The organism is Pseudomonas sp. JAI111 (genome assembly GCF_024809425.1).
GTDB lineage: Bacteria > Pseudomonadota > Gammaproteobacteria > Pseudomonadales > Pseudomonadaceae > Aquipseudomonas.
This window is the reverse complement of the sequence record NZ_JANUCB010000005.1, coordinates 135461-158233: the sequence shown is the minus strand read 5'-3', so window position 1 is coordinate 158233 and position 22773 is coordinate 135461. Positions and strand designations below refer to the sequence as shown.

Sequence of the window (22773 nt, the reverse complement as noted above, 5' to 3'; positions counted from 1 at the left end):
CTGGCTGTCGGCAGGAGACACGCTATGCCCCGTCTGGCTAAACACCTTGCCTGGTTTGCCGTGGCTGTCCTGGGAGCGTTTGCGCTGAGTGTCGTGGCCCTGCGCCGCGGCGAAGCGATCAACGCCCTCTGGATCGTAGTCGCAGCAGTCGCTATTTACCTCGTCGCATACCGCTACTACAGCCTGTTCATCGCCACCAAGGTGATGCAACTCGATCCCAACCGTGCCACGCCCGCGGTCATCAATAACGATGGCCTGGACTACGTGCCGACCAACAAACACGTACTTTTCGGTCACCACTTCGCCGCCATCGCCGGCGCGGGGCCGCTGGTTGGTCCAGTATTGGCCGCACAGATGGGTTACTTGCCCGGCACGCTATGGCTGATTGCCGGCGTGGTGCTGGCCGGTGCCGTTCAGGACTTCATGGTCCTGTTCATGTCCACGCGCCGTAATGGCCGTTCGCTGGGTGACATGGTCCGTGAAGAAATGGGCCGTATCCCCGGGACCATCGCGCTGTTTGGCTGCTTCCTGATCATGATCATCATCCTCGCGGTGCTGGCGCTGATCGTGGTCAAGGCTTTGGCCGACAGCCCATGGGGCATGTTCACGGTGATGGCGACCATCCCGATCGCGATGTTCATGGGCGTTTACATGCGCTACATCCGCCCGGGCCGCATCGGTGAAATCTCCGTGGTCGGCGTGCTGTTGCTGCTGGGTTCGATCTGGCTGGGCGGGCAGATTGCTGCCGACCCGGTCTGGGCCAAAGCCTTCACCTTCACGGGCATTCAGATCACCTGGATGCTGATTGGCTACGGCTTTGTCGCTGCGGTATTGCCGGTATGGCTGATCCTCGCGCCGCGCGACTACCTGTCGACCTTCCTCAAAATCGGCACCATCGTGGCGCTGGCGATCGGCATCCTGATCACCATGCCCGACCTCAAGATGCCGGCCCTGACCCAATTCATCGACGGCACCGGGCCGGTGTGGAAAGGCGGTCTGTTCCCGTTCCTGTTCATCACCATCGCCTGTGGCGCGGTCTCGGGTTTCCACGCGCTGATCGCTTCGGGCACGACACCGAAGTTGCTCGCCAGCGAAGGTCATGCCCGTTACATCGGTTACGGCGGCATGCTGATGGAATCCTTCGTCGCCATCATGGCCATGGTCGCCGCGTCGGTGATCGAGCCAGGCGTCTATTTCGCCATGAACAGCCCGGCGGCTCTGGTCGGCGCGGATGTGGTTTCGGTGGCTCAAACCGTCAGCAGCTGGGGCTTTGCCATTACCCCTGACGCGTTGCAAGCGGTGGCCAAGGACATCGGTGAAACCACCATCCTGGCCCGTGCCGGCGGTGCGCCGACCCTGGCGGTCGGTATCGCGCAGATCCTGCACCACGTCCTGCCCGGTGAAAACACCATGGCGTTCTGGTACCACTTCGCGATCCTGTTCGAGGCGCTGTTCATCCTGACCGCCGTGGACGCCGGTACGCGTGCCGGACGCTTCATGCTGCAGGACTTGCTCGGCTCCTTCGTGCCGTCGTTGAAGCGCACCGACTCCTGGCCTGCGAACCTGATCGCCACCGCTGGTTGCGTGGCGATGTGGGGCTATTTGCTGTATCAGGGCGTGATCGATCCACTGGGCGGCATCAACACTTTGTGGCCGCTGTTCGGTATCTCCAACCAGATGCTCGCCGGTATCGCGCTGATGTTGGCCACCGTTGTGCTGATCAAAATGAAACGCCAGCGCTATGTGTGGGTGACCATGCTGCCCGCCGTGTGGCTGCTGATCTGTACCGTCACTGCCGGCTTCATCAAGCTGTTCGATGCCAACCCGGCGATCGGCTTCCTGTCACTGGCGAAAAAATACAGTGATGCGCTGGCCAATGGTCAGATCCTTGCCCCGGCCAAAAGCATCGATCAGATGCAGCATGTGATTTACAACGCCTATACCAACGCCACGTTGACGGCGCTGTTCCTGTTCGTGGTCTTCAGCATCCTGTTCTTTGCGCTCAAGGTCGGTATCGCGGCCTGGGGCAGCAAAGAGCGTACGGATAAAGAAGCACCGTATCAGGCAATCCCTCAGGTGTGATGGAGGAGGGCGAGCATGTTCAATGACTTGAGCCGTCTCGGTAAATACCTTGGTCAGGCTGCGCGCCTTATGGTGGGGATGCCGGACTACGATACTTACGTCGAGCATATGCAGACCAAACATCCGGATAAACCGGTGATGAGCTATGAGGTGTTCTTTCGGGAACGTCAGGAAGCTCGATACGGCGGTGGTAATGGGCAGACTCGGTGTTGTTGAGTGAATGGGGAAGCCCTTGCTGAAGTTGTTCTGATACTGCGTCTGAGTGCACGGAAAAGCCGGATGATTTGGCTGATGCTGTTTACTTAAGATGGTATAGGGGGTGGAGTTGGGATTGGGATTGGGATTGGGGGCATATCCGTTTTTGCGGTAACGGCGGCTATTGGTTCCGCTTTTACAGCGGGTTACTTGGAAAAGCGCCAAGTAACCAAGCGCTTTTGCCCCTGACGTTCGGTGCCTCGCTAAGGCTCGGCATGCCCTCGCTCCGGTCCTGCTCCGTGGGCCCGCCGCCATCGGCCATCCATGGCCGGGGGCGGCTAACCCGGCATCCATGCCGGGTTGCCCACTGCGCAGAACCTGCGCTCGGCCTCACGAGGGGGCGTGCAGTGCCAAAGCAAAGCGAGGCGGCCTACGGGCCGACCTGTTTGCTCAACGCTTACGCGTCCTGATCCTGACCCTGGACCCTGACCCTGACCCTGATCGTTCCCACGCTCCGCGTGGGAATGCATCCCGTGACGCTCCGCGTCACCTTGCGCAAGACTCAAGCCTGGTGTCGACAGCGGAACGCAGAGCGTCCCCGGCGGCATTCCCACGCGGAGCATGGGAACGATCAACAGCAATAGCAACAGCATCGCGAGCAGGCTCACTCCCACATAAAGCAGGGCAGACCGGCGAACAGCTTTTGCTCCTCACCACTCATCAGGTCGAGCGTTAGCTCGCCTTCCGCTTTTGATCTTGATCTTGATCTGCCCCGTCGGAAGGCCGAACGCAGGTTCTGCGTAGTGGGCAACCCGGCATGGATGCCGGGTTAGCCGCCCCCGGCCATGGATGGCCGATGGCGGCGGGCCCACGGAGCAGGACCGGAGTGAGGGAATGCCGAGCCTAGGCGAGGCACCGTACGTCAGGGGCGCAGGCGCTTGGTTACTTGGCGCTTTTCCAAGTAACCCGCCGTCAGGGCGGAACCAATATCCGCCGTTACCCAAGTAACGGATATGTACCCAACCCCTACCTCAAAACTTTCTCAAACAAATAGCATCAGGCTGACCAAGCTGGGTTAGAACTTCGATCACGCCGAACAATTAAGTGCCAGCAAATGGACAATGCCAAATCATCAGCAATACTTCAGTTCGCCCTGCGCTGTTATCCGTTCAATAGTGATAAACATTATTTGAGAGGGACATCATGCAGTCGAATAAAAGTGCATTGTGTATTTCCGTTCTTGGAGCGCTCTCTCTTTTAGCCAGCGAGCGCAGCGCAGCCGGCGGCCTGATGTTGTATGAAATCGGCACGGACAACATCGGCCTGGCCAATGCCGGGGCCGCCGCCAGGGCACAAGGCCCTTCAACTATCGCCAGTAACCCCGCTGGATTGAGCTATTTGAGCGGCACGCAAATCACTGCCGGTGCGCAGATCCTCTTTGGTCATTTGTCGTTCGATCGGGACGAACAGACCAATACCCCGGGCAATGGCAGCGGCAATATTCTCGACCCCATACCGGGAGGCAGTTTTTTTATCAGCCATCAACTCGACGACCATTGGTCCGTCGGCTTCGGCTCCTATGGCGATTTTGGCCTGGCGGAAAACTACGACAACGACTGGTCCGGGCGCTATTTCGTGCAGAACGCCAGCATCGCCGGTTTGTCACTGGTGCCCAGCGTGGCGTATCGCTTCAACGATCAGTGGTCGGTGGGGCTTGGCGTTAAAGCCATGTACGGCATGCTCAAATCCGAGGCAGCCATCGATCAGTCGCCCCTTGGCCTGACGAACCGCGCGGACGGGCAGTACAAATACAGGGACACCGATTGGGGCTATGGCGCCAATGTCGGCGTGATCTATGCCCCACAAGCAGGCACGCGTATCGGCTTGGCCTACACCAGCCAGGTCGACCTGAACTTCGAGGATGGCGTGGATATCAAGAACAGCGGCCCGCTGGTGAGTCGATTGGACGGCACCAACCTCAAGCTCGATCTGAAAGTCCCGCAAACCGCCACCCTCAGCTTGTACCAGCAACTGGACTCGCAATGGGCGTTTCTGGCCTCGGTCAATTGGCAGGACTGGTCCAAGTTCGGCGACATCGGCATCGACGTCGATACCAATGCTGGGGGATCGCGGGCGACCACCATCAATGCGCATTACAAAGACACCTATCAATTGGCTCTGGGCGCGCAGTATCAGATGAACCCCGATTTGCTCTGGGACTTCGGTATCGCCTACGACACCTCGGCGGTTTCCGACGGCAATCGCACGTTCACCGTGCCCATGGGCGCCGCCTGGCGGTTCGCCGCCGGCCTCACGTATTCGCTGAACAAGGAGACCGACCTGAACTTCAGCTGGGTCACGGTCTGGATGGGTGACATGCCGGTCGACCAGACCAAATCCCTGTCGGGCAATCGTGTGTCCGGCGAGTTCGACAACGCCTGGCTTCAAGCCCTGTCGGCCAACATGACCTGGCGTTACTGACGGGTCTGTCCATCCGGATCACTGCAAAGGAGAGCGTTCGATATGAACAGGTACATCAAACTGCCTGCGCTCTCAATGATGACGCTTGCAGTCCCTGTCTGCAGTTTTGCGGACACGGACAGTCAGGCCGAGCTGGCCAAGCAATCATTGAACCCGGTTGCGGCGCTCTACAGCTTGCCCATCCAGTACAACTGGAACCAGAAAATGGGGCCCTCCGGTGACGGCATCCAGAGTGTGACCAATATCCAGCCGGTATTACCGTTCAGTCTGAATGAAGACTGGAACCTGATCTCGCGCACGATCCTGCCAATCATCGATCAGCATGGTCTGGCACCGGATGGTGTGGCCGACAAAAGCGGGGTAGGCGACACGACGCAGAGCTTTTTCTTCTCTCCGAAAAAACCCACCGAGAGTGGCTGGATCTGGGGCGTAGGGCCGGCATTGCTGTTGCCGACCGGCAGCAACACCTTGCTCAGCAGCGAACAGTGGGGGTTGGGACCGACGGCCGTGGCGTTAAAGCAGGAGCACGGCTGGACCACGGGCATTCTCGCCAACCACATCTGGTCGCTGGAAAGCAGCCCGGCCGACGACAAGGAAAAAGTGAATCAAACCTTTCTGCAACCCTTCCTGGTGTACACCACGGCGACTTACACCAGTTTTGGCATCAACACCGAATCCACTTACGACTGGGAGACCAAGGAGTGGAACGTGCCGATCAACCTGTTCGTGACGCAGCTGTTCAAGGTCGGCAAGCAGCCCATGAGCCTGCAGGTCGGGCCACGCTATTGGGCCGACAGTCCGAAAGACGGCGCCCAAGGGTGGGGCTTTCGCGTGGCCTACACGCTGCTCTTTCCTAAATGAAAGGCGCCGTGGCAGCGTCTTGGACCTTATCACTTGATTGATCGCGATACTCGGCGTGGCTCATGAAAAAGCCAGGGCTGATCAACGAGAATCGGGTCGGTTTTCTTCGGAGATCCTGTATGACCGACACCACGGGCGCAGACGCTGTCATCGCATCACTGGACTTGCAGCCTCACCTGGAGGGCGGTTTCTACCGCAGGACGTTTGAATCGGACCATCACCCGATGGTCGATACCCAATACGGCCCGCGTTACCTGATGACGTCCATTTATTACTTACTGACTAAGGATTCTCCGACCGGCTATTTTCATTTGAACCGTTCAGACATCGTGCATTACTACCATTTGGGCGATGCGATTCGGTACAGCCTGATTTTCCCGGACGGCACCTTGAAAACAGTGGTGATGGGCAGCGACCTTAGCACTGGACACTGCTTACAGCTGCATGTCCCCGGCGGTGTCTGGAAAGCTTCGCGACTGATTGATGGCTTGGCGGGATACGGTTTGATCAGCGAAGCGGTGTCACCAGGGTTTGAGTATGCGGATATGGAATTGGGCCATCGGCGCACGCTCAGCGAGCAGTTTCCCGAGCATTCCGCGCTGTTTGAAACCCTGGCGCAGCATTAAAGCGAATAAAGCTATTGATAAAAACTTGCATAAGCTTTAAACGGGAAGCACACGGGCACATTGCTAGTAATCAGCAGGTGAATTTCGCCAGTTTTGGCTCAGGGAGTGCTGATGAGTGTTCGTCCATTGACCGACTCCCCGCAGCAATCAAGCGACTGCGACGTTGTCGCACCTCAACTGACAGGGAATTCGGATACGGTCGGCATGGCTTACGCGGGTATTGAGAACACGATCGAACAATTGCTCGACTCGGCGCGTCACTGGGCCCACACCACTGCGTGGGTGGTTTACCGTGCCGGCGAACAATTGCATTTGGTCGGGCAGGGCGATCCAGCGTTGCCGTGGCCGTCAAGCGTCGACAATGAGGACTTCGAAGCCTTTTGCCTGACCCGGCGCTTGCATCGCTGGCCGACTGGCAAAGGCGAAAGTGTGCTGGGCTGGCTGCTCGCGCCCGTCACCGCGGCCGGAGAACCGGCGCTCGCCGAGTTTGCCCGGCGCCTGGGCATCGAGGTCCAGACCAATACCCTTGCCCGGGCACAGATTACTCAACGGGTGTTGTATGAAATTACTTACCTGGCCAGCTCGACCCGCGATCGCTCAGTGTTTCTGGTGGGGGTTCATCGGCTGCTGGCCAGTCTGATCGACGCCGAGAACTTCTATCTCGCACTGTACGATCCGCACACCGGCAAAATTGACTACCCCTATTACGTCGACATCATCGACGTTGATGCCCTGGAGTCCGAGCAATACGAATACCTTGACGCTTCGCACTTGTCGTTGACCGGCCAGGTGCTGACGTCTGGCCAGCCGTTGCTGATCGATGCCGCTGGCATTCGTGCGGCTGAGGCCGAGGGCCGTTTCTATTGTGTGGGTGATCGTCCGGAATTCTGGATGGGCGCACCGTTGAAAAATGCCTCGGATGACGTGTTTGGCATGTTGGCGATGCAGGTCTACGACGTTTCCCGTGCCTACAGCGCCGAAGACCGCGCGCTGTTTCTGGTGGTGGCTCGTCACGTGGCCATGGCGCTGGACCGGATTCTGCACCGCGAGGACCTGGAACAGACGGTGCTGCGCCGCACCCTGGAGCTTTCGGCGCTCAACGATGCGTTGAGGCAGGAAGTCGCAGAACGCGAGCGCGCCGAACATCTGCAAAGCGCGCTGTTCCAGATTGCTGAACTGTCGAGCCAGCCGGGCGACATGGCTGAGTTGTTTCAAACCTTGCATGGCATCGTCGGTGATCTGCTGTTCGCGCAAAACTTCTACATTGCGCTGTTCGATGACGCGACCACCGAAGTGACCTTTCCGTATTATGTCGATGAGCGGCAGACGACCTGTCCGCAGGCTCGGCGTGGACGCCGGGGCTTGACCGAGTACGTTATCCGCCAGCGTCGACCGTGCCTGATTGACGTCGATGAAGCTGAACGCTTGTCGGCGAACGGCGAAGTCGAGCAGGCCGATGAATATGTCCGATCCTATTCCTGGCTGGGCATTCCCTTGTTCGATGGCGATGTGGTGCGTGGCGTGCTGGCGGTGCAAAGCTATACCTCGCACGTGCGCTATTCCCTGCGGGATCAGGAACTGCTGACGTTCGTGTCGCGGCACATCGACACCGCGTTGTCGCGCCGCACGGCCGCCGAAGCGATCCATGCCGCCAACCTCAAGCTGGAAGCGCGGGTGCAGAACCGCACCCGCGAACTCGATCACGCCAATGCCAAGTTGCAACACGAAAACTCCCACGACGCACTGACCGGGCTGCCGAATCGAACCTACCTGCAACAGCGCCTCAATCTGGCCTGGTCGCAGTTAGGCAGTGAAGGCGGGCACCTGGCGGTGATGTTCATCGACCTGGACCGGTTCAAGCTGGTCAACGACAGCCTCGGCCACCATTTTGGCGATCTGTTGTTGATGCAGGCCGCCCACCGATTGCGCGGTTGCCTGCGCGACACCGACATGTTGGCGCGCTTGGGGGGCGATGAGTTTTCGGTGCTCGCACCCGAGGCGCCGCTGGACGTCTTGATCGAAATCGCCGAACGGATTCTGCTGGCGTTCGACCTGCCGTTTTTCATCAATGGCCATGAGGTCTTTTCGTCCTGCAGTATCGGCATTGTCAGCGCCGACCATCAGTTCCATCAGGAACCAGCGGACTTGCTGCGCGATGCCGATGCCGCGATGTATCGGGTCAAGAGCGCCGGTCGCGACAGTTACGCGGTGTTCAACCAGGAAGTGCGCCGGGAAGTCTCGGATCAGGTCGAGCGTGAAGGGGCCTTGCGCAATGCGCTCAAACGCACCGACGAACTGCTGCCGTATTTCCAGCCGATTGTCAGCGTTGAAACCGGCGAGCTATTGGCCCTTGAAGCGCTGATCCGCTGGCATCAGCCGGGCGGGCGGGTGATGGGCCCGGGCGAATTTTTGCCGGATGTCGAGGGGTTGCGCCTGATCGGTCGGCTGGACTTGTACATGCTCACCAGTATCGCAGTGATCCTCGCCCAGCCTGAGCACGCCAACTGGCCTGCGGTGCACGTCAATTGCTCCAGCTACAGCATGACACGCCCGGATTTCGCCAACGATGTGCTTGCGCTGTTGGCCCGGTACGGGGTCGCGCCGTCGCGCATTTGCCTGGAGTTGACCGAAGGTGCGCTGGTGGCTGAGCCGGCGATTGCCCGACTGACCATGCAGCAATTGGCCGACAACGGCATGTCGGTGGTGCTCGATGACTTCGGTGCCGGGTTTTCCTCCCTGAGTTATGTGCATCAATACCGCTTCAGCGGCTTGAAGATCGACAAGTCGTTCATTCTCGAACTGACCACCAGTCCCCGCAGCCGCGCGATCGTACGGGCGATTGTGCGGATGGCCGAATCGCTGGACCTGAGCGTGGTGGCCGAGGGCGTCGAGGACGCCGAGACGCTGGCGCTGCTGCGCGAAATGGGTGCCGGACAGGCCCAGGGTTATTATTTTGCCAAGCCGATGTGTCTGCAGGCGTTACGCGCCTGGGGGCTTGCTTCAGGCAATGCAGTTGAGGCCACCATAGCCGGCGATCAAGCCTGAATTAATCCCTTATTTAGCGATTACGCCGTACCAGGCGGCTATCGCAATGAGCGCGAGAAAACACACCAGCTGCACACAAAAGAAAGAAAACCGAACCGCCACGAACGCATCCGTTTGCACATGGGACACATGAACCAGAGACTGGCACACGCGAGCGGTCAGGACGAGGATGGACAAGGCGTTCACCACCGAACCATCGATCCCAAGGGCTGAAATCACCCACACGATGGCGCCAAAGACCGGCAGGTTTTCCACGCAGTTCGCGTGGGCCCTTGTGCCGCGTCGATACCAGTCCTCGCCTTCGAGCTGATCGCTTCGGAAAGAGGCAATCGGTACATGTGAGAACAGGATCCTGACCCAGCGATATACCCCGACGGTTGCCATCAACAGCAGCAAAGTCCAGGTCGCAAATCCAAGCAGCATCCACATCGGCGTCGTCATGGCCGCCATCCTCGATCAATCATTTTCAGCGCGTCGTTCAACAGCCGCGCGACCGACGTGTGGTCGGTCGCGCGTTATCGATCAATCGCCCATGATGGGTGCCAGTGCGGCCTGAATCCTCGACATCTGGGCCGGTGTTGTCATCCCCGTCAGCAGCCGGCCAAAGTGTGGATGCCGGACCCCCGAGACAATGTATTGCCAGCGGTAGGCGCTCAGGATGCAGGCCTTGATTTGTGTTGTCTGCTCGACACTGAACGAGGGTGAAACATTGCGCAGGAAGTAGTCGGCATCGGCCGCCGCTTGCGCTTGCAGGATGGCGTCGACGGCGGCCACCAGCGCAATCAGATCGTTCACTGCCTGGTCACGCTCGACGGGCGAGAGTTTCGCGTGTTCGGCCTTCCACTCCAGTTCATCGAGCACGACGTGGCGACTTTCATCCTTCCAGTGGAATTTGAAGACATCCTTGAACAGCGGGCACAACTCCTCGTGCGGGGCGATGCTGTGCGCGTAATGCGCCTGAACAAACAGCTCGATATGACAGGTCAGCGCCAACACTGACCAGGTGCTGGCCGCAAGGACCGAGCGCGCCACCTCGTTTGGGTCGGCCACTTGACGGTATCCTGCGGGCAAATGCGCACCCAGCATCGTCTCCATGCGCCGAAACAGCTCCTGATGCTTGATCTCGTCATTGGAAAAACGCACCAGTGCTTCGAGGGCGAGTTGATCGTCAAACACATGGCCCCGGCCTTGATCGAGCATTTTGGCACTGATGAAACGCTCCACCAGGCCAAAGAGATATGCATAAGTCCGGCCCTGAATCTGACTGAGCAGGCGGGCCTCGTCTGCGGCGAGAAAGGTCAGGCGGTCGACCTGCGAAAGTCCGTCGGGCAAGAATTTGCGCGAGAAGTCGAAACGACGGTCTTGCAGCAAATCGCGATCGATCTGCCATTCCGCCTTCTTCGATGATCTGACGAGTTGAGCATAACGGGCGGCGTTGCCCGAATTTGAGTGGGGTACGGTTGCGACGCTGTTCATATCGATCTCCTGCTTCCCGGATCAAGTAGCAAAGGGCTGTTTCAGCCAACATCGGAGCCCATGACCGTCGATGAAGCCTCTGAGGGCTGGCCTGATCACCGGGTCCGCGTTGGTGCTAATCTAGGCCTCGCCGTTCTGGCGAAGAATGCCCGGGGCGCCTGATTGCATGCTCCAGGCTCCGGAAGAGAGGGCGGGCAAGTGTTGGATGCGCTTTCTGATGTCTTGCGTGTGATTCGGCTGTCGGGAGGGGTTTTTCTCGAGGCGGAGTTCACTGCGCCCTGGTGCCTCAACGGAAGAATCTCCGCCGACGATTGCAAGCCGTTCGTGGCGGCACCCAGGCACATCATTGCGTCGCATTTTGTCGCCTCGGGGCACATGCAATTACGCATCGACGGGGAGGCGACCATCGATGTGCGGGCGGGCGAACTCATTCTGCTTCCCCGCAATGACCTTCATTGCTTTGGCAGCGACCTGGGCATTGCGCCCCTGTCGGCGAGCGACGTTATTCAACCGCCTGAAGTGGGCGGCATTTCACGAATCAAGTGCGGCGGGGGCGGGGAGGCAACGCATTTGTTGTGCGGATTCCTCGGGTCTGAAACCCCCTTCAGCCCGTTGCTTTCATCGTTGCCATCCTTATTGAAACTGGACGTTCGCTCGACAGCATTGGGCGCCTGGATCGAAAGCTCATTCCGTTTCGCGGTGAGTGAGATCGCGGCGGGGCGCGTCGGCTCGACAACGGTCATCACCAAACTATCAGAATTGCTCTTCGTCGAAGCCGTCAGCCAGTATGTCGCCAGCCTCCCGGCTGAACGACGCAGCTGGCTGGCAGGATTGCGTGATCCGCATATCGGGCGCGCACTGGCGCTGCTGCATGCGCGTCCAACCGAAGGCTGGACGGCAGAAGCCCTGGCGCAGGAAGTGGGCATGTCGCGCTCGGTGTTCGCGGAGCGATTCACCGCATTGGTCGGCCAGCCACCGATGCAATACCTGACGCTGTGGCGAATGCATGTGGCGGCGCAACAGTTGCGCGAAGGCCGGGGTAACGTGGCGCAGATCGGTTTTTCCGTGGGCTACGAATCCGAGGCCGCGTTCAGTCGCGCCTTCAAGCGCCAGTTCGGCACATCCCCCGGCACTTGGCGCAAACAATCAGCATGAGAGGGCGCGGGCGCTTTACCCTTGCGCCCTCACCAAGCATCATGGCCGCCCGCACTTCCTGCCAAAGGTGGCGGACCTTCGTGGTGAAAAGGACCAGCAGTTGAACGAACACACATTATCCATGCGCCTGGAGCGGGTGGCGGCGCATGTGCCCGCCGGCGCGCGCCTGGCCGATATTGGCTCGGATCACGCCTATTTGCCGGTCGCGTTGATGCGCCGTGGGGCCATCGCAGCCGCGGTGGCTGGCGAGGTGGCATTGACGCCGTTTCTCTCGGCCGAACGTACCGTCAGCGAGAGCGGCCAGGACCTGCGGATCACGGTGCGCCTGGCCGATGGCCTCGCAGCGATCAAGCCCGAAGACGCAATCACCGCAATCAGCCTATGTGGCATGGGGGGGGAGACGATCCGCGACATTCTCGAGCGCGGCAAGGCGCACCTCAGTGGCCAGGAGCGCCTGATCCTGCAGCCCAACGGCGGCGAGCAACCCTTGCGCCAATGGCTGATGGACAATGGCTACCGCATCCTTTGTGAGGAAGTGCTGCGGGAAAACCGCTTCGACTACGAAATCATCGTCGCCGAGCGCGACGAGCCGGTGCTGTACACCGAACAGGAACTGTACTTCGGCCCGTTGCAGATGCAGGCCCGTAGTCCGGCGTTTTTGGTCAAGTGGCAGCGCCGGCTGCACCAGAAGCAAAAGACCCTGAGCGAGTTCGCCCGTGCGGGGCAGGCCGTGCCTGAAGAGAAGGTGCAGGACGTCGCACGGCAGGCCCGCTGGATCACCGAACTGCTGGCCTGAATCCGGGCCCGCCATGACCGTCATGAAACACTTCGACCGTTGACGGCATTCATTCAATGTCGACGATTACTTTGCCCGAAGCCTTGCCTGCAGCAACCAGTGCATGAGCCTCGTTGACAGTGCCGAGGGTAAAGCGTCGTTCGTCCAGCAGCACCCGCAACTGTCCTGCTTCAGCCATGGCGCTGGCTTTAGCGAGTATTTCGCCGTGGTGCTTGCGACCTTTGCCGGTAATCAATGGCAGCAGGGTGAACACCCCGGAATAGGTGGCACCGCGAAACGATAGTGGCGCGAGTGAGTGCTCACCCCAGCCGAGGCAACTGACGACATGGCCCGTGTACACTTTTGCTACGGCGAATGAGGCATCCAGTGTCGCGCCGCCGACGGTGTCATACACGATGTCAAAACCTTCGCCGTCGGTGTATTGCTCAAGATAGTCCGCAGGGCTCTGGGCGCGATAATCAATGGCGGTGGCTCCCAGGCTTTTGATTGCTTCAAGGCTGACGGCACTCCCGGTGGCGAAGACGTCGGCCCCGTGTGCCTTGGCGATCTGCACCGACATCTGTCCGACACCACCGGCACCGCCGTGCACCAGAACGCGTTGCCCAGCCCGGACATTGGCCCGGTCGACCAATCCCTCCCACGCCGTGATGAAGATCAGCGGCAGCGCGGCGGCTTCACGCATGCTCAGGTTTTGCGGCTTGCGTGCCAGCAGGTCGGCGTCAACTGCGATGTATTGTGCCAGCGAGCCTTGGTTACCACCGATACCCCCGGCCATACCGAAGACTTCGTCACCGACGGCGAACTGAGTGACGCCGGTCCCGACCGCTTCGACGACACCGGCCAGGTCCATTCCCAAGACAGTCGGCAACGGTTGGCGGGCATGCAGGCCCTGACCCTTGCTGATTTTGGTATCCAAAGGGTTCACGCCACTGGCGATGACCTTGACCAGCACTTGTCCGGCGGCAACCTCAGGCAAGGGCATTTGCTGAATCTCTAGAGCGGCTCCAGCCTGCAAAGCAACGGCGGCGTTCATGGTGTTCTGGTTCATGGGTAATTGCTCCTGAAATGATTCGGTCGCGCTGGGCGATGACAACAGTTTCCTGCAGTCGATGAATTCCGATAAGAGGGCAAATGCCTATAGTATTCATGCCAATTGATCGCTAAATGAGGTCGCGATGGACACGTTGGAAGCGATGGCCATTTTTATGCGGGTGGTGGAGCGAGGCAGCTTTTCAGCGGTGGCCCGTGAAACCGGCCTCAGTCAGCCAACCATCAGTAAACAGATTGGCGCCTTGGAGCAAAGGCTTGGCGGCCGGCTGTTCGCCCGCAGTACGCGCAACCTGAGCCTGACGGATGAGGGGCAACGCTACTACGAACATTGTCGGCAGATTCTGGCCGCGGTGGACAGCGCCGAGCACAGTTTTCAGACCGGACAAGAGCGCGTGGCGGGCCCGCTGCGCATTGCCTCTTCAGGCAGCTTCGGACGCCTACAGATTGCGCCTCGATTGCACGGCTTTCTTCAGCAATACCCCGAGGTGTCGATTGACTTGCAACTGAGCGACGAGAACGTTGACCTGGTCAGCGAGGGGATCGATGTCGCGGTGCGCATTGGCGAGTTGAAAGACAGTGGCCTGATCGCCAGACGGATAGGCCTGACACGACGTCGAGTATTTGCAGCCCCTGGTTATCTCGAACAACTCGGTGTCCCGGCGACGCCGGATGAACTGGGCAACCACAATTGCCTTGTGTTCAATCAGCTCAAGCATTCCGACACCTGGCGTTTCGAGCACAACGGCCAATGGAGTGAGGTGCAGGTCAAGGGCAATGTGCGCAGCAACAACAGTGAGTCGATTCGGCAAATGGTCTTGAGTGGCCTGGGCATTTCGCTGTCTGCCTCATGGTTGTTTCGTGAGGATGTGCAGGCAGGGCGAGTGGTGGCGTTGCTTGAGGGGTACACACCGTCGTCGATGCCTATTCACGCGGTTTCTCCAGCGGACCGCAGGCAGTCAGCGCGGGTGCGAGCGTTCACTGATTATTTGAGAGACGCTTTTGCAATCGACAACGACGTTTGCATCGATTGAACGATGCCGGTTGCACAACCTTCCCGGCGGGCTTGGCTGATCGATAAAAAACGCGAACGCCCAAAAAGAGAGGAGCGGGGCGTTCGCGTGCGGTTCAATCGTTAGAACTGCTCGGCGCTCAGGCCGTACAACGAGGCACTACCCGCGCGAATGGATTGCTCCAGACTCAGGATGCGCGGCAGAAGCCGGTGAATGTAGAAGTCGGCAGTGGCGATCTTCGCGCCATAAAACCCTTCGTCTTCGCCAAGTTTTGCCCGGGCGACCTGGGCCATGCGCGCCCAGAGCCAGGCGTAGGCGACGTACCCGAACAGGTGCAGATACTCGACCGAGGCCGCACCGATTTCATTGCGGTTGGACGCGGCCTGGTCCTGCAGCCAGTCACTGAGGCTTTCGAGACGCTGCACGGCATCGAACAGCTGCCCGGCGTACGGCGCGTCTGGCTGATGGGCGAAGTGGCGAATCTGGGCAGTGAATTGACGCAAGGCGACACCGTTGTCGGCCAGCACTTTGCGACCGAGAAGGTCCAGCGCCTGAATGCCATTGGTGCCTTCGTAAATCTGCGCAATGCGCACATCACGGACCAATTGTTCCTGGCCCCATTCACGGATGTAGCCATGGCCGCCGAACACTTGCTGGCCGTTGATGCAGCTTTCCAGGCCAGTGTCGGTGAAGAACGCCTTGGCCACCGGGGTCAGCAGCGCGACCAGGTTTTGCGCATTGTCGCGCTCCTGGGCGTCATCGGAAAACTTCGCCAGATCGAGCTGCTGCCCGACGTAACTGGCAAAGGCACGGCCACCTTCGGTCATGGCTTTCATGCCGAGCAGCATGCGGCGCACGTCAGGGTGAACGATGATCGGGTCGGCCACTTTGTCCGGGGCGAAGGCGCCGGTCGGGGCGCGGCTCTGAATACGTTCGCGGGCGTAAGCGACGGCGCTTTGATAGGACGCTTCGGCGCACCCGATGCCCTGGATGCCGATGGACAAGCGTTCGTAGTTCATCATGGTGAACATCGCCGCCAGGCCCTTGTTGGCTTCACCGATCAGCCAACCGCTGGCACCGTCGAAGTTCATGACGCAGGTGGCCGAGGCCTTGATGCCCATCTTGTGTTCGATCGAGCCGCAACTCACTGCGTTGGCATTGCCCAGGGAACCGTCGGCATGGACCAGCACTTTAGGCACGACAAACAACGAGATGCCTTTGGGCCCGGCCGGTGCATCCGGCAGTTTGGCCAGTACCAGATGGACGATGTTCTCGGTCAGGTCCTGATCGCCGCCCGTGATGAAAATCTTGCTGCCGGTGAGGGCGTAACTGCCGTCGGCCTGAGGTTCGGCGCGGGTACGGATGATCCCCAGGTCGGTGCCGGCGTGGGCTTCGGTCAGGCACATCGAGCCGGCCCAGCGGCCTTCATACATCGGCGGCAGGTAGAGGTTTTTCAGGGTGTCGCTGGCGTGGGCATCCAGTGCCAGACAGGCGCCGGAACTCAATGCCGAATACAGGGCGAAGCTTGAGTTGGCGCCGTAGAGCATTTCTTCAAACTGCACGGCGAGCATCTTCGGCATGCCCATGCCGCCGAAATCGGCGTTGCCGGACAAGCCGACCCAACCGCCTTCGATGTAGGTGGCATATGCCTGTTTGAAACCGGCGGGCGTGCTGACCTGGCCATCCAGCCACTTCGCGCCTTCCTCGTCGCCGCTGCGGTTCAAGGGGGCAATCAGCTGTGAGGTGACTTTCGCCGCCTCCTCGAGAATGGCATCAGCGGTGGCGGCGTCGACGCTGTCGGCCAGGGCCGGCAGGCGCGCCCACAAGGCTGGCGCATCGAACACTTCATGCAGCACAAAGCGCATGTCGCGCAGCGGAGCGTTGAATTGGGGCATCGGGTGAACCTCAAAAGGACATTGTGCAGTGGGCACGGTGCCGTAACGGCAGACCGTGCCGGTAACATCGGTTCGGTTTAGAGCGCTTTGGCCCTGTCGCGCAACACGTACTTCTGGATCTTGCCGGTAGACGTTTTCGGCAACAGGGTGAAGATCACCGTGCGCGGCACTTTGTACCCGGCCAGGTGCTCGCGGCAGAAACTGATGATGTCAGCTTCGCGCACGTCCTGATGGTCGGCTTTCAAGGTGACGAACGCACAAGGCGTTTCGCCCCATTTTTCATCCGGACGGGCGACCACGGCGGCTTCCATCACGCCCGGATGGCGATAGAGCACGCCTTCGAGTTCGATGGTGGAAATGTTCTCGCCACCGGAAATGATGATGTCCTTGAGTCGGTCCTTGATCTCGACATAACCGTCGGGATGACACACCGCCAGGTCGCCGGTATGGAACCAGCCACCCTCAAAGGCTTCGGCGGTGGCGGTCGGATTCTTCAGGTAGCCCTTCATTACGGTGTTGCCGCGCATGAAAATCTCGCCGATGGTCTGGCCATCGCGCGGGGTTGGTTCCAGGGTCTTGGAGTCGCCGACCATCACGCCTTCGAGCGTCGAGTAGCGCACCCCTTGGCGGGATTTGATCTGTGCCCGTTCATCGAGCGGCAGCTCGTCCCACTCGGCATGCCAGGCGCACAGGGTCACGGGGCCATAGGTTTCGGTCAGGCCATAGACGTGAGTGACCTTGATGCCCATTTCTTCCACGGCACCGATCACTTTGGCCGGCGGTGCAGCACCCGCCACCATCGCATTGACCGGGTGGTCGATGGCCGCTTTTGCCGACTCCGGCATGTTGACCAGGGCATTGAGCACAATAGGCGCCGCACACAAGTGCGTCACCTGATGCTCGCGGATCAGGGTGAGGATTTTCTGCGGGTCGACCCGGCGCAAGAACACGTGCACACCGGCCATGGCCGTGATAACCCACGGGTAGCACCAGCCGTTGCAGTGGAACATCGGCAGCGTCCAGAGGTACACCGGGTGGTTGCCCATCGCCCAGGTCATCTGGTTGCCCAATGAGTTCAGGTACGCACCGCGATGGTGGTAAACCACGCCTTTGGGGTTGCCGGTGGTGCCTGAGGTGTAGTTCAACGAGATGGCTTGCCATTCGCTTTCCGGCCATTGCCAGGCGAATGCCGGGTCGCCTTCGGCCAGCAGCGCTTCATAGTCCAGGTCGCTGACCGCCTGGCCTTCGCCGTATTCCGGGTCATTGACGTCGATCACCAGCGGCGGGTGATCGAGCATGCCGACGGCTGCGCGAATCACGTCATGGAATTCACGGTCGGTAATCAGCACCTTGGCTTCACCGTGTTGAAGCATGAACGCGATGGCTTCGGCATCCAGGCGCACGTTGAGCGGGTTGAGCACGGCGCCGATCATCGGCACGCCGAAATGCACTTCCAGCATCTCGGGAATGTTGGGCAGCATCACGGCCACCGTGTCGTTCTTGCCGATCCCGCGACCGGCCAGCGCCGAGGCCAGGCGACGGCACCGGGTGTAGGTCTGCGCCCAAGTACGACGAATCGAACCGTGGATGACTGCAGGGTAGTGAGGGTAAACGCTGGCGGTGCGTTCGATGAAGCTCAGAGGCGACAAAGCGATGTGATTGACAGCCGAAGGGGCTAGCCCTTGTTCATAAATCGACATGACGGGTACTCGGTGGCTGATTGTTAGCTCTATGGATGGCCTGTTCAGCGTAGACGCTGCGGTCATCCTTTATGTCCGGCTTGCTTTATATAACAACCTCCCACATATATGGAAGTACAACCTACGCAGTATAGTAAACATACTATATTTGATTCCTGCGCATCTAAATGGATGCGACCTTACCGACAGAGCCGGTATATTCTTGGCTCCCCCGACAAAGCGGACCTGTGATGACCCTGACGCCCGTTCGATTGCACAGCTGGTTGCGCCTGCAACGTGAGGGGGTGTCTCTGGCTGCCCGGGCCGATGCGTTGTGCCATGCGTTACAGGACTGTCCAGAGGTGCGCCGCGCGGTGTATCTGAGCTGGCAGCCACAGGCAGGGATTTACAGCCATGAGGGTGCCGCACAGCACTTCCCGCCGGGATTGGGTGATCCATCGCTGGCCAGCGATCAGTTGCTATTTGATCGACTGGTGGAGGCCGGGCGCCTGGACCTGGCGCAAGTACGGCAACTCGATTGCTGGTTGTCCGGTCGATTGCGCCGCGCCGCTATCAGCCACGGCCAGGTGTTTGATCTGGCGCTGACTTCGGGGCAGCCTGGGTTATTGCTGGTGGAAGTGTGCGAAGGCATCAGTCTTGACTGGCTGGGTTGGGTGCAGGACTTGCTGACAACCTTGCTCAGCAGCGTTAACGGAATGCTGCGCGGCTCACCGTTGTTGGGTCACGATCCGCAACCAAGTCTGTTGCTGGATGCTCAGGGCCGGCCGCTGGAATTCAACGCCGCGCTGCTGGCCTTGCTCGCGGAAAAACCGCTGACCGATGTGCTGGGCTTTTTGCCGGGCAATCACCGGGTGCTGGTACGCGCCTGCCTTGATCAGCAGCGGGCCATCGAAGGGGTCGAAGCGCAGTTTCAAGAGCAGATTCTGATCTGGACGTTTATCCCCGACCCTCAGGACAACCGTGTGCTCGCCCGTTGTCGCGATGCCACCGCGCAAGTGCTGGCTGAGCGTGAAGCGGCCACGGCACGCCGGCTGTACCGGCTGATCATCGAGAACACCACCGACCTGATTTCCCGGCATACGCCCGACGGGCGTTTTCTCGATGCCTCGCCGGCGTCCTGGACATTGCTCGGCTACTGGCCCGAAGAGCTGCGCGGGCAAATGGCCCAGGGTTTGTTCCATGGTCAGGACCTGGCCAACCTGGTGCAGCGTGCGAAGGACGCTTTGGAGCAGGACGGTTATCACACGATGACCTACCGCATTCGCCATCGTGCCGGGCATTACCTGTGGTTCGAAACCGCCAGCCGGGCGATCCGTGAAACCTACACCGGCGCGGTGGTCGAGGTGGTCAGCGTCTCGCGAGACATCACGGCCCGGGTGCAGGCCGAAGAGAACAAGCGGCGCCTGGCCGAAGTGGTCGAGGCCAACACCGATCCAGTGTTGTTTATCGACCCGGACGGGCAAGTGACGTACCTCAACCCGGCGGCGCAGCGCATTCTGGGGTTCAATGAGCCACAGCCGATGCCGACGCTGGCGCAACTATTGGCAAGCGCCGACCTGACACGCCTGCAACATGACGGCTGGAGCTGCGCCGAACGCGATGGCGTGTGGAGCACCGACGCGCGGTTGCAGCCTCTGGGCGGCGGCACCTGTGTGCCGGTGTCGCTGGTGCTGCTGGCGCACCGTTCGGCCGGCGGCGAGCGCTACTACTCATTGGTGGCGCGGGACATGACTGAACGCGAATTGCGTGAAGCGCAACAGCGTCGCCATCAGGACGAACTGGCGCACACCGCACGGCTGGTCACCCTGGGTGAACTGGCCTCGGGCATCGCCCACGAGATCAATCAGCCATTGGCCGCCGTGGTCAATTATGCCAATGCCAGCCAGCGCTATTTACAGACGCTGGATGCCAATCCCCAGGCCGCCACCCGAGTGGCACAAGGGCTGGAACGCATTACCCATCACGCCACGCATGCGTCAGAAGTGATCAGGCGTTTACGGGGGTTTCTGCGCAAAGGCCAGCGGCGCATGCAGGCGCTGAATTTTACCGATGTCGCCCGCGAGGCCGTGCGTTTGTGTGCCTGGGAAGCGAGCAATTGCCAAGTGACAATCGAGGATCGCCTGCCGGATAATCTGCCGCCCGTTTATGCCGACCGGGTGCTGCTGGAGCAGGTGCTGCTCAATCTGTTGCGCAACGCCATCGACGCCAATCGCGAACAACACCCCGGGCAGCCATCGTTGATCGTGATGACGGCCGGGCAGGGCAGTGGCGCCACCGTGCAAATCGATGTGCAAGACCAGGGGCCGGGCGTCAGCGAGCCCGAACTGGAGCAAATATTTACCCCGTTCTATACCAGCAAGGCCGATGGCCTGGGCCTTGGCTTGTCCATGAGCCGCAGCATCATTGAAGGCTTCGGTGGCGAGTTGCAGGCCCGGCGTCAACCGGTCGGGCTGCTGATGTGCTGCCAATTGCCGCTGGCCGGCCCAACAAAACAACAACAGGAATGACGTAATGGCAGGTGTGACGGAGCACGTGGTGTATGTGGTCGATGATGACCAGGGCATGCTCGATTCAACGGTCTGGTTACTCGAGTCGGTCGGGCTCAAGGCCTTGCCGTTTACCAGCGGCGTCGAGTTTCTCAATGCCTGTGATGCAACGCTCTATGCCTGTGTGCTGCTCGATGTGCGTATGCCCGGCATGGGCGGGTTGAACGTGCAGGAAGAAATGCGCGCCCGTGAGCTGAACCTGCCGATCATTTTCGTCAGCGGGCACGCAGATGTCCCCATCGTGGTCCGCGCGTTCAAGGCCGGTGCCCATGACTTCATCGAGAAACCCTACAACGAGCAATTGTTGCTCGACAGCGTGCAACAGGCACTCAGCAAGTGCGCGGCCAGCCGCTCGGATAACAGCGGCCACGAAGCCTTGCAGGCGCGTCTACTGACACTCACCCCACGCGAGCGCGATGTGTTGCTGCCGCTGGTTCAGGGCTACACCACCCGTGAAATCGCCGAGCAATTGGGCGTCAGCGCCAAAACCGTCGATCTGTATCGCTCGCGGGTGATGAAGCGCATGCAGGCTAATACCTTGCCGGACCTGGTGGGCATGGCCATTGCTGCGGGGATGGTCGATCCACTGAAGTTGCGTTGATCTCTCACGTCGGTAATTGTGCGTCTATGCTGGGCTAATCGACCCCATTCCTGTGCAGTGAATCTGCAAGGAGGCAGCATGTTGCCCGCGCCGATTTCCGAAAAAGCCCTTTCTCATACTTTGCTCGATGTCCTGATTCGTGCCGGGCTGATCACCGTCCTGGTGCTGTTTTGCTTCAACATATTCAGCCCGTTCCGCGACCTGTTGCTGTGGTCGGTGATCCTGGCGATCACCCTTTATCCCCTGCAAGAACGACTCAAGGGGCCGTTGGGGCAGAAAGAGGGACGAATCGCGACCCTGATCATCCTGTTTTCCATCGTCATCCTGATGGTGCCGGTCTATCTGCTGGGCATTTCGATTGCCGACTCGGTCACGCAGGCCGTGGCACTGGTAAAAGGCGGCGGCTTCCAGATTCCACCGCCCAGCGAATCGGTCGCCAGTTGGCCTGTCGTGGGCAAGCGGATTTCAGCGCTCTGGCTACAGGCCTCGACCAATCTCCCCGAGCTGACGGCAACGTACCTCCCGCAGATAAAACAGGTAAGCCTGGGCCTGCTGAGTAAGCTGGCCGGCGTCGGCATGGGGTTTCTCACCTTCATTTTCGCCTTGATCATCGCCGGTATCTTCATGGCCTACGGCGAAAGCGGCAGGCGCAGCGCGGTGCAGATCGCCTCGCGCATCAGCGGCCCGGACCGGGGGCCGTCAATCGCCGACCTGTGCACCGCCACAATCCGTGCGGTCGCGTTGGGGGTGGTCGGCATCGCCTTCATCCAGATGCTGCTGGTCGGCCTGGGTTTTGTCGTCAAAGGGGTTCCCGGCGCTGGTTTGCTGGCTATCGCGGTCCTGCTGCTGGGCATCATGCAGCTGCCGGCAACGCTGGTCACCATTCCGGTGATTGTCTATGTGTTTGCCAATGAGGGGGCCACCACCGCCGTCATCGTGTTCTCCATCTACGTGTTCGTTGCCGGCCTGGTAGATAACGTACTCAAACCTTTGTTGCTGGGGCGCGGTGTCAACGTACCGATGCCGGTGGTGCTGATCGGCGCGCTGGGTGGCATGGTCACCAGCGGCATCATCGGGCTGTTCATCGGGCCGGTGGTCCTTGCGGTCGGCTATCAATTATTCTGGCAATGGGTACGTGACCCATCGCAGGAAGGTGGAAGGCCGCCGCCCGTTTGAGGGGGCCATGGGCATTGACCGCGAGCATGACCGCCGAGGCCAACTTGCCCAGTCAGTCGAGCGCGTGCTCTGTTGATG

17 protein-coding genes are annotated in these 22773 nt (G+C 60.1%); 12 read left to right on the top strand and 5 right to left on the bottom strand.

Translation table 11 applies throughout. From position 1 onward, the window contains the following. Nucleotides 1-24 precede the first annotated feature (24 nt). From HNR03_RS17465 to HNR03_RS17440, 6 genes are all read left to right on the top strand, one after another. A complete protein-coding gene (locus HNR03_RS17465) occupies nucleotides 25-2082 on the top strand; it encodes a carbon starvation CstA family protein (RefSeq protein ID WP_222586568.1) in 2058 nt (685 codons plus the stop codon). 15 nt (nucleotides 2083-2097) lie between these two features. After that, nucleotides 2098-2298, top strand: a complete 201-nt coding sequence (locus HNR03_RS17460) for a YbdD/YjiX family protein (protein WP_038983272.1) — start codon at nucleotides 2098-2100, stop codon at nucleotides 2296-2298. A gap of 1182 nt (nucleotides 2299-3480) precedes the next feature. After that, nucleotides 3481-4758, top strand: a complete 1278-nt coding sequence (locus tag HNR03_RS17455) for an OmpP1/FadL family transporter (protein WP_259154839.1) — start codon at nucleotides 3481-3483, stop codon at nucleotides 4756-4758. A 75-nt stretch (nucleotides 4759-4833) separates the two neighbouring features. After that, complete coding sequence (locus HNR03_RS17450) at nucleotides 4834-5619, top strand: transporter (protein ID WP_259155167.1); 786 nt, start codon at nucleotides 4834-4836, stop codon at nucleotides 5617-5619. Nucleotides 5620-5738: 119 nt separating this feature from the next. Then, nucleotides 5739-6245, top strand: a complete 507-nt coding sequence (locus tag HNR03_RS17445; protein WP_259154838.1) for a cupin domain-containing protein — start codon at nucleotides 5739-5741, stop codon at nucleotides 6243-6245. Nucleotides 6246-6356: 111 nt separating this feature from the next. Beyond that, nucleotides 6357-9290 carry an EAL domain-containing protein gene (locus HNR03_RS17440; protein ID WP_259154837.1) on the top strand — a complete coding sequence of 978 codons (2934 nt, stop codon included), beginning with the start codon at nucleotides 6357-6359 and terminating at the stop codon, nucleotides 9288-9290. A 9-nt stretch (nucleotides 9291-9299) separates the two neighbouring features. On the opposite strand, the gene HNR03_RS17435 is transcribed toward HNR03_RS17440, so the two are convergent. Further along, nucleotides 9300-9731, bottom strand: a complete 432-nt coding sequence (locus HNR03_RS17435; RefSeq protein WP_259154836.1) for an MAPEG family protein — start codon at nucleotides 9729-9731, stop codon at nucleotides 9300-9302. A gap of 81 nt (nucleotides 9732-9812) precedes the next feature. Next, nucleotides 9813-10766 carry a diiron oxygenase gene (locus HNR03_RS17430; protein ID WP_259154835.1) on the bottom strand — a complete coding sequence of 318 codons (954 nt, stop codon included), beginning with the start codon at nucleotides 10764-10766 and terminating at the stop codon, nucleotides 9813-9815. A gap of 198 nt (nucleotides 10767-10964) precedes the next feature. On the opposite strand from HNR03_RS17430, the gene HNR03_RS17425 reads away from it, so the two are divergent. Further along, nucleotides 10965-11921 carry an AraC family transcriptional regulator gene (locus HNR03_RS17425; RefSeq protein WP_259154834.1) on the top strand — a complete coding sequence of 319 codons (957 nt, stop codon included), beginning with the start codon at nucleotides 10965-10967 and terminating at the stop codon, nucleotides 11919-11921. Between the two features lie 100 nt (nucleotides 11922-12021). Next, entirely contained in the window at nucleotides 12022-12717 is a 696-nt protein-coding gene (locus HNR03_RS17420; protein WP_310504554.1) for a tRNA (adenine(22)-N(1))-methyltransferase TrmK, read from the top strand. Between the two features lie 49 nt (nucleotides 12718-12766). Here the strand turns inward: HNR03_RS17420 and HNR03_RS17415 are convergent, their stop codons facing one another. Next, nucleotides 12767-13765: a zinc-dependent alcohol dehydrogenase family protein gene (locus tag HNR03_RS17415; RefSeq protein ID WP_259154833.1), complete on the bottom strand. Its 999-nt coding sequence runs from the start codon at nucleotides 13763-13765 to the stop codon at nucleotides 12767-12769. A gap of 127 nt (nucleotides 13766-13892) precedes the next feature. Here HNR03_RS17415 and HNR03_RS17410 point away from each other — a divergent pair, with 127 nt between their 5' ends. Then, nucleotides 13893-14798, top strand: coding sequence for a LysR family transcriptional regulator (locus tag HNR03_RS17410; RefSeq protein ID WP_259154832.1), 906 nt, complete (start codon nucleotides 13893-13895; stop codon nucleotides 14796-14798). A 101-nt stretch (nucleotides 14799-14899) separates the two neighbouring features. Here HNR03_RS17410 and HNR03_RS17405 read toward each other — a convergent pair whose 3' ends face one another. Beyond that, nucleotides 14900-16672, bottom strand: coding sequence for an acyl-CoA dehydrogenase C-terminal domain-containing protein (locus HNR03_RS17405; RefSeq protein WP_259154831.1), 1773 nt, complete (start codon nucleotides 16670-16672; stop codon nucleotides 14900-14902). A gap of 77 nt (nucleotides 16673-16749) precedes the next feature. Continuing rightward, a complete protein-coding gene (locus HNR03_RS17400; RefSeq protein WP_259154830.1) occupies nucleotides 16750-18372 on the bottom strand; it encodes an acyl-CoA synthetase in 1623 nt (540 codons plus the stop codon). A 230-nt stretch (nucleotides 18373-18602) separates the two neighbouring features. Between HNR03_RS17400 and HNR03_RS17395 the strand changes: the two genes are divergently transcribed. From HNR03_RS17395 to HNR03_RS17385, 3 genes are all read left to right on the top strand, one after another. Then, complete coding sequence (locus tag HNR03_RS17395) at nucleotides 18603-20879, top strand: PAS domain S-box protein (RefSeq protein WP_259154829.1); 2277 nt, start codon at nucleotides 18603-18605, stop codon at nucleotides 20877-20879. 4 nt (nucleotides 20880-20883) lie between these two features. Then, nucleotides 20884-21519, top strand: a complete 636-nt coding sequence (locus HNR03_RS17390) for a response regulator transcription factor (protein ID WP_259154828.1) — start codon at nucleotides 20884-20886, stop codon at nucleotides 21517-21519. 78 nt (nucleotides 21520-21597) lie between these two features. After that, the gene (locus HNR03_RS17385) at nucleotides 21598-22695 is read left to right on the top strand and encodes an AI-2E family transporter (protein WP_259154827.1); all 1098 of its coding nucleotides are present in this window, start codon (nucleotides 21598-21600) and stop codon (nucleotides 22693-22695) included. Nucleotides 22696-22773: the final 78 nt, after the last annotated feature.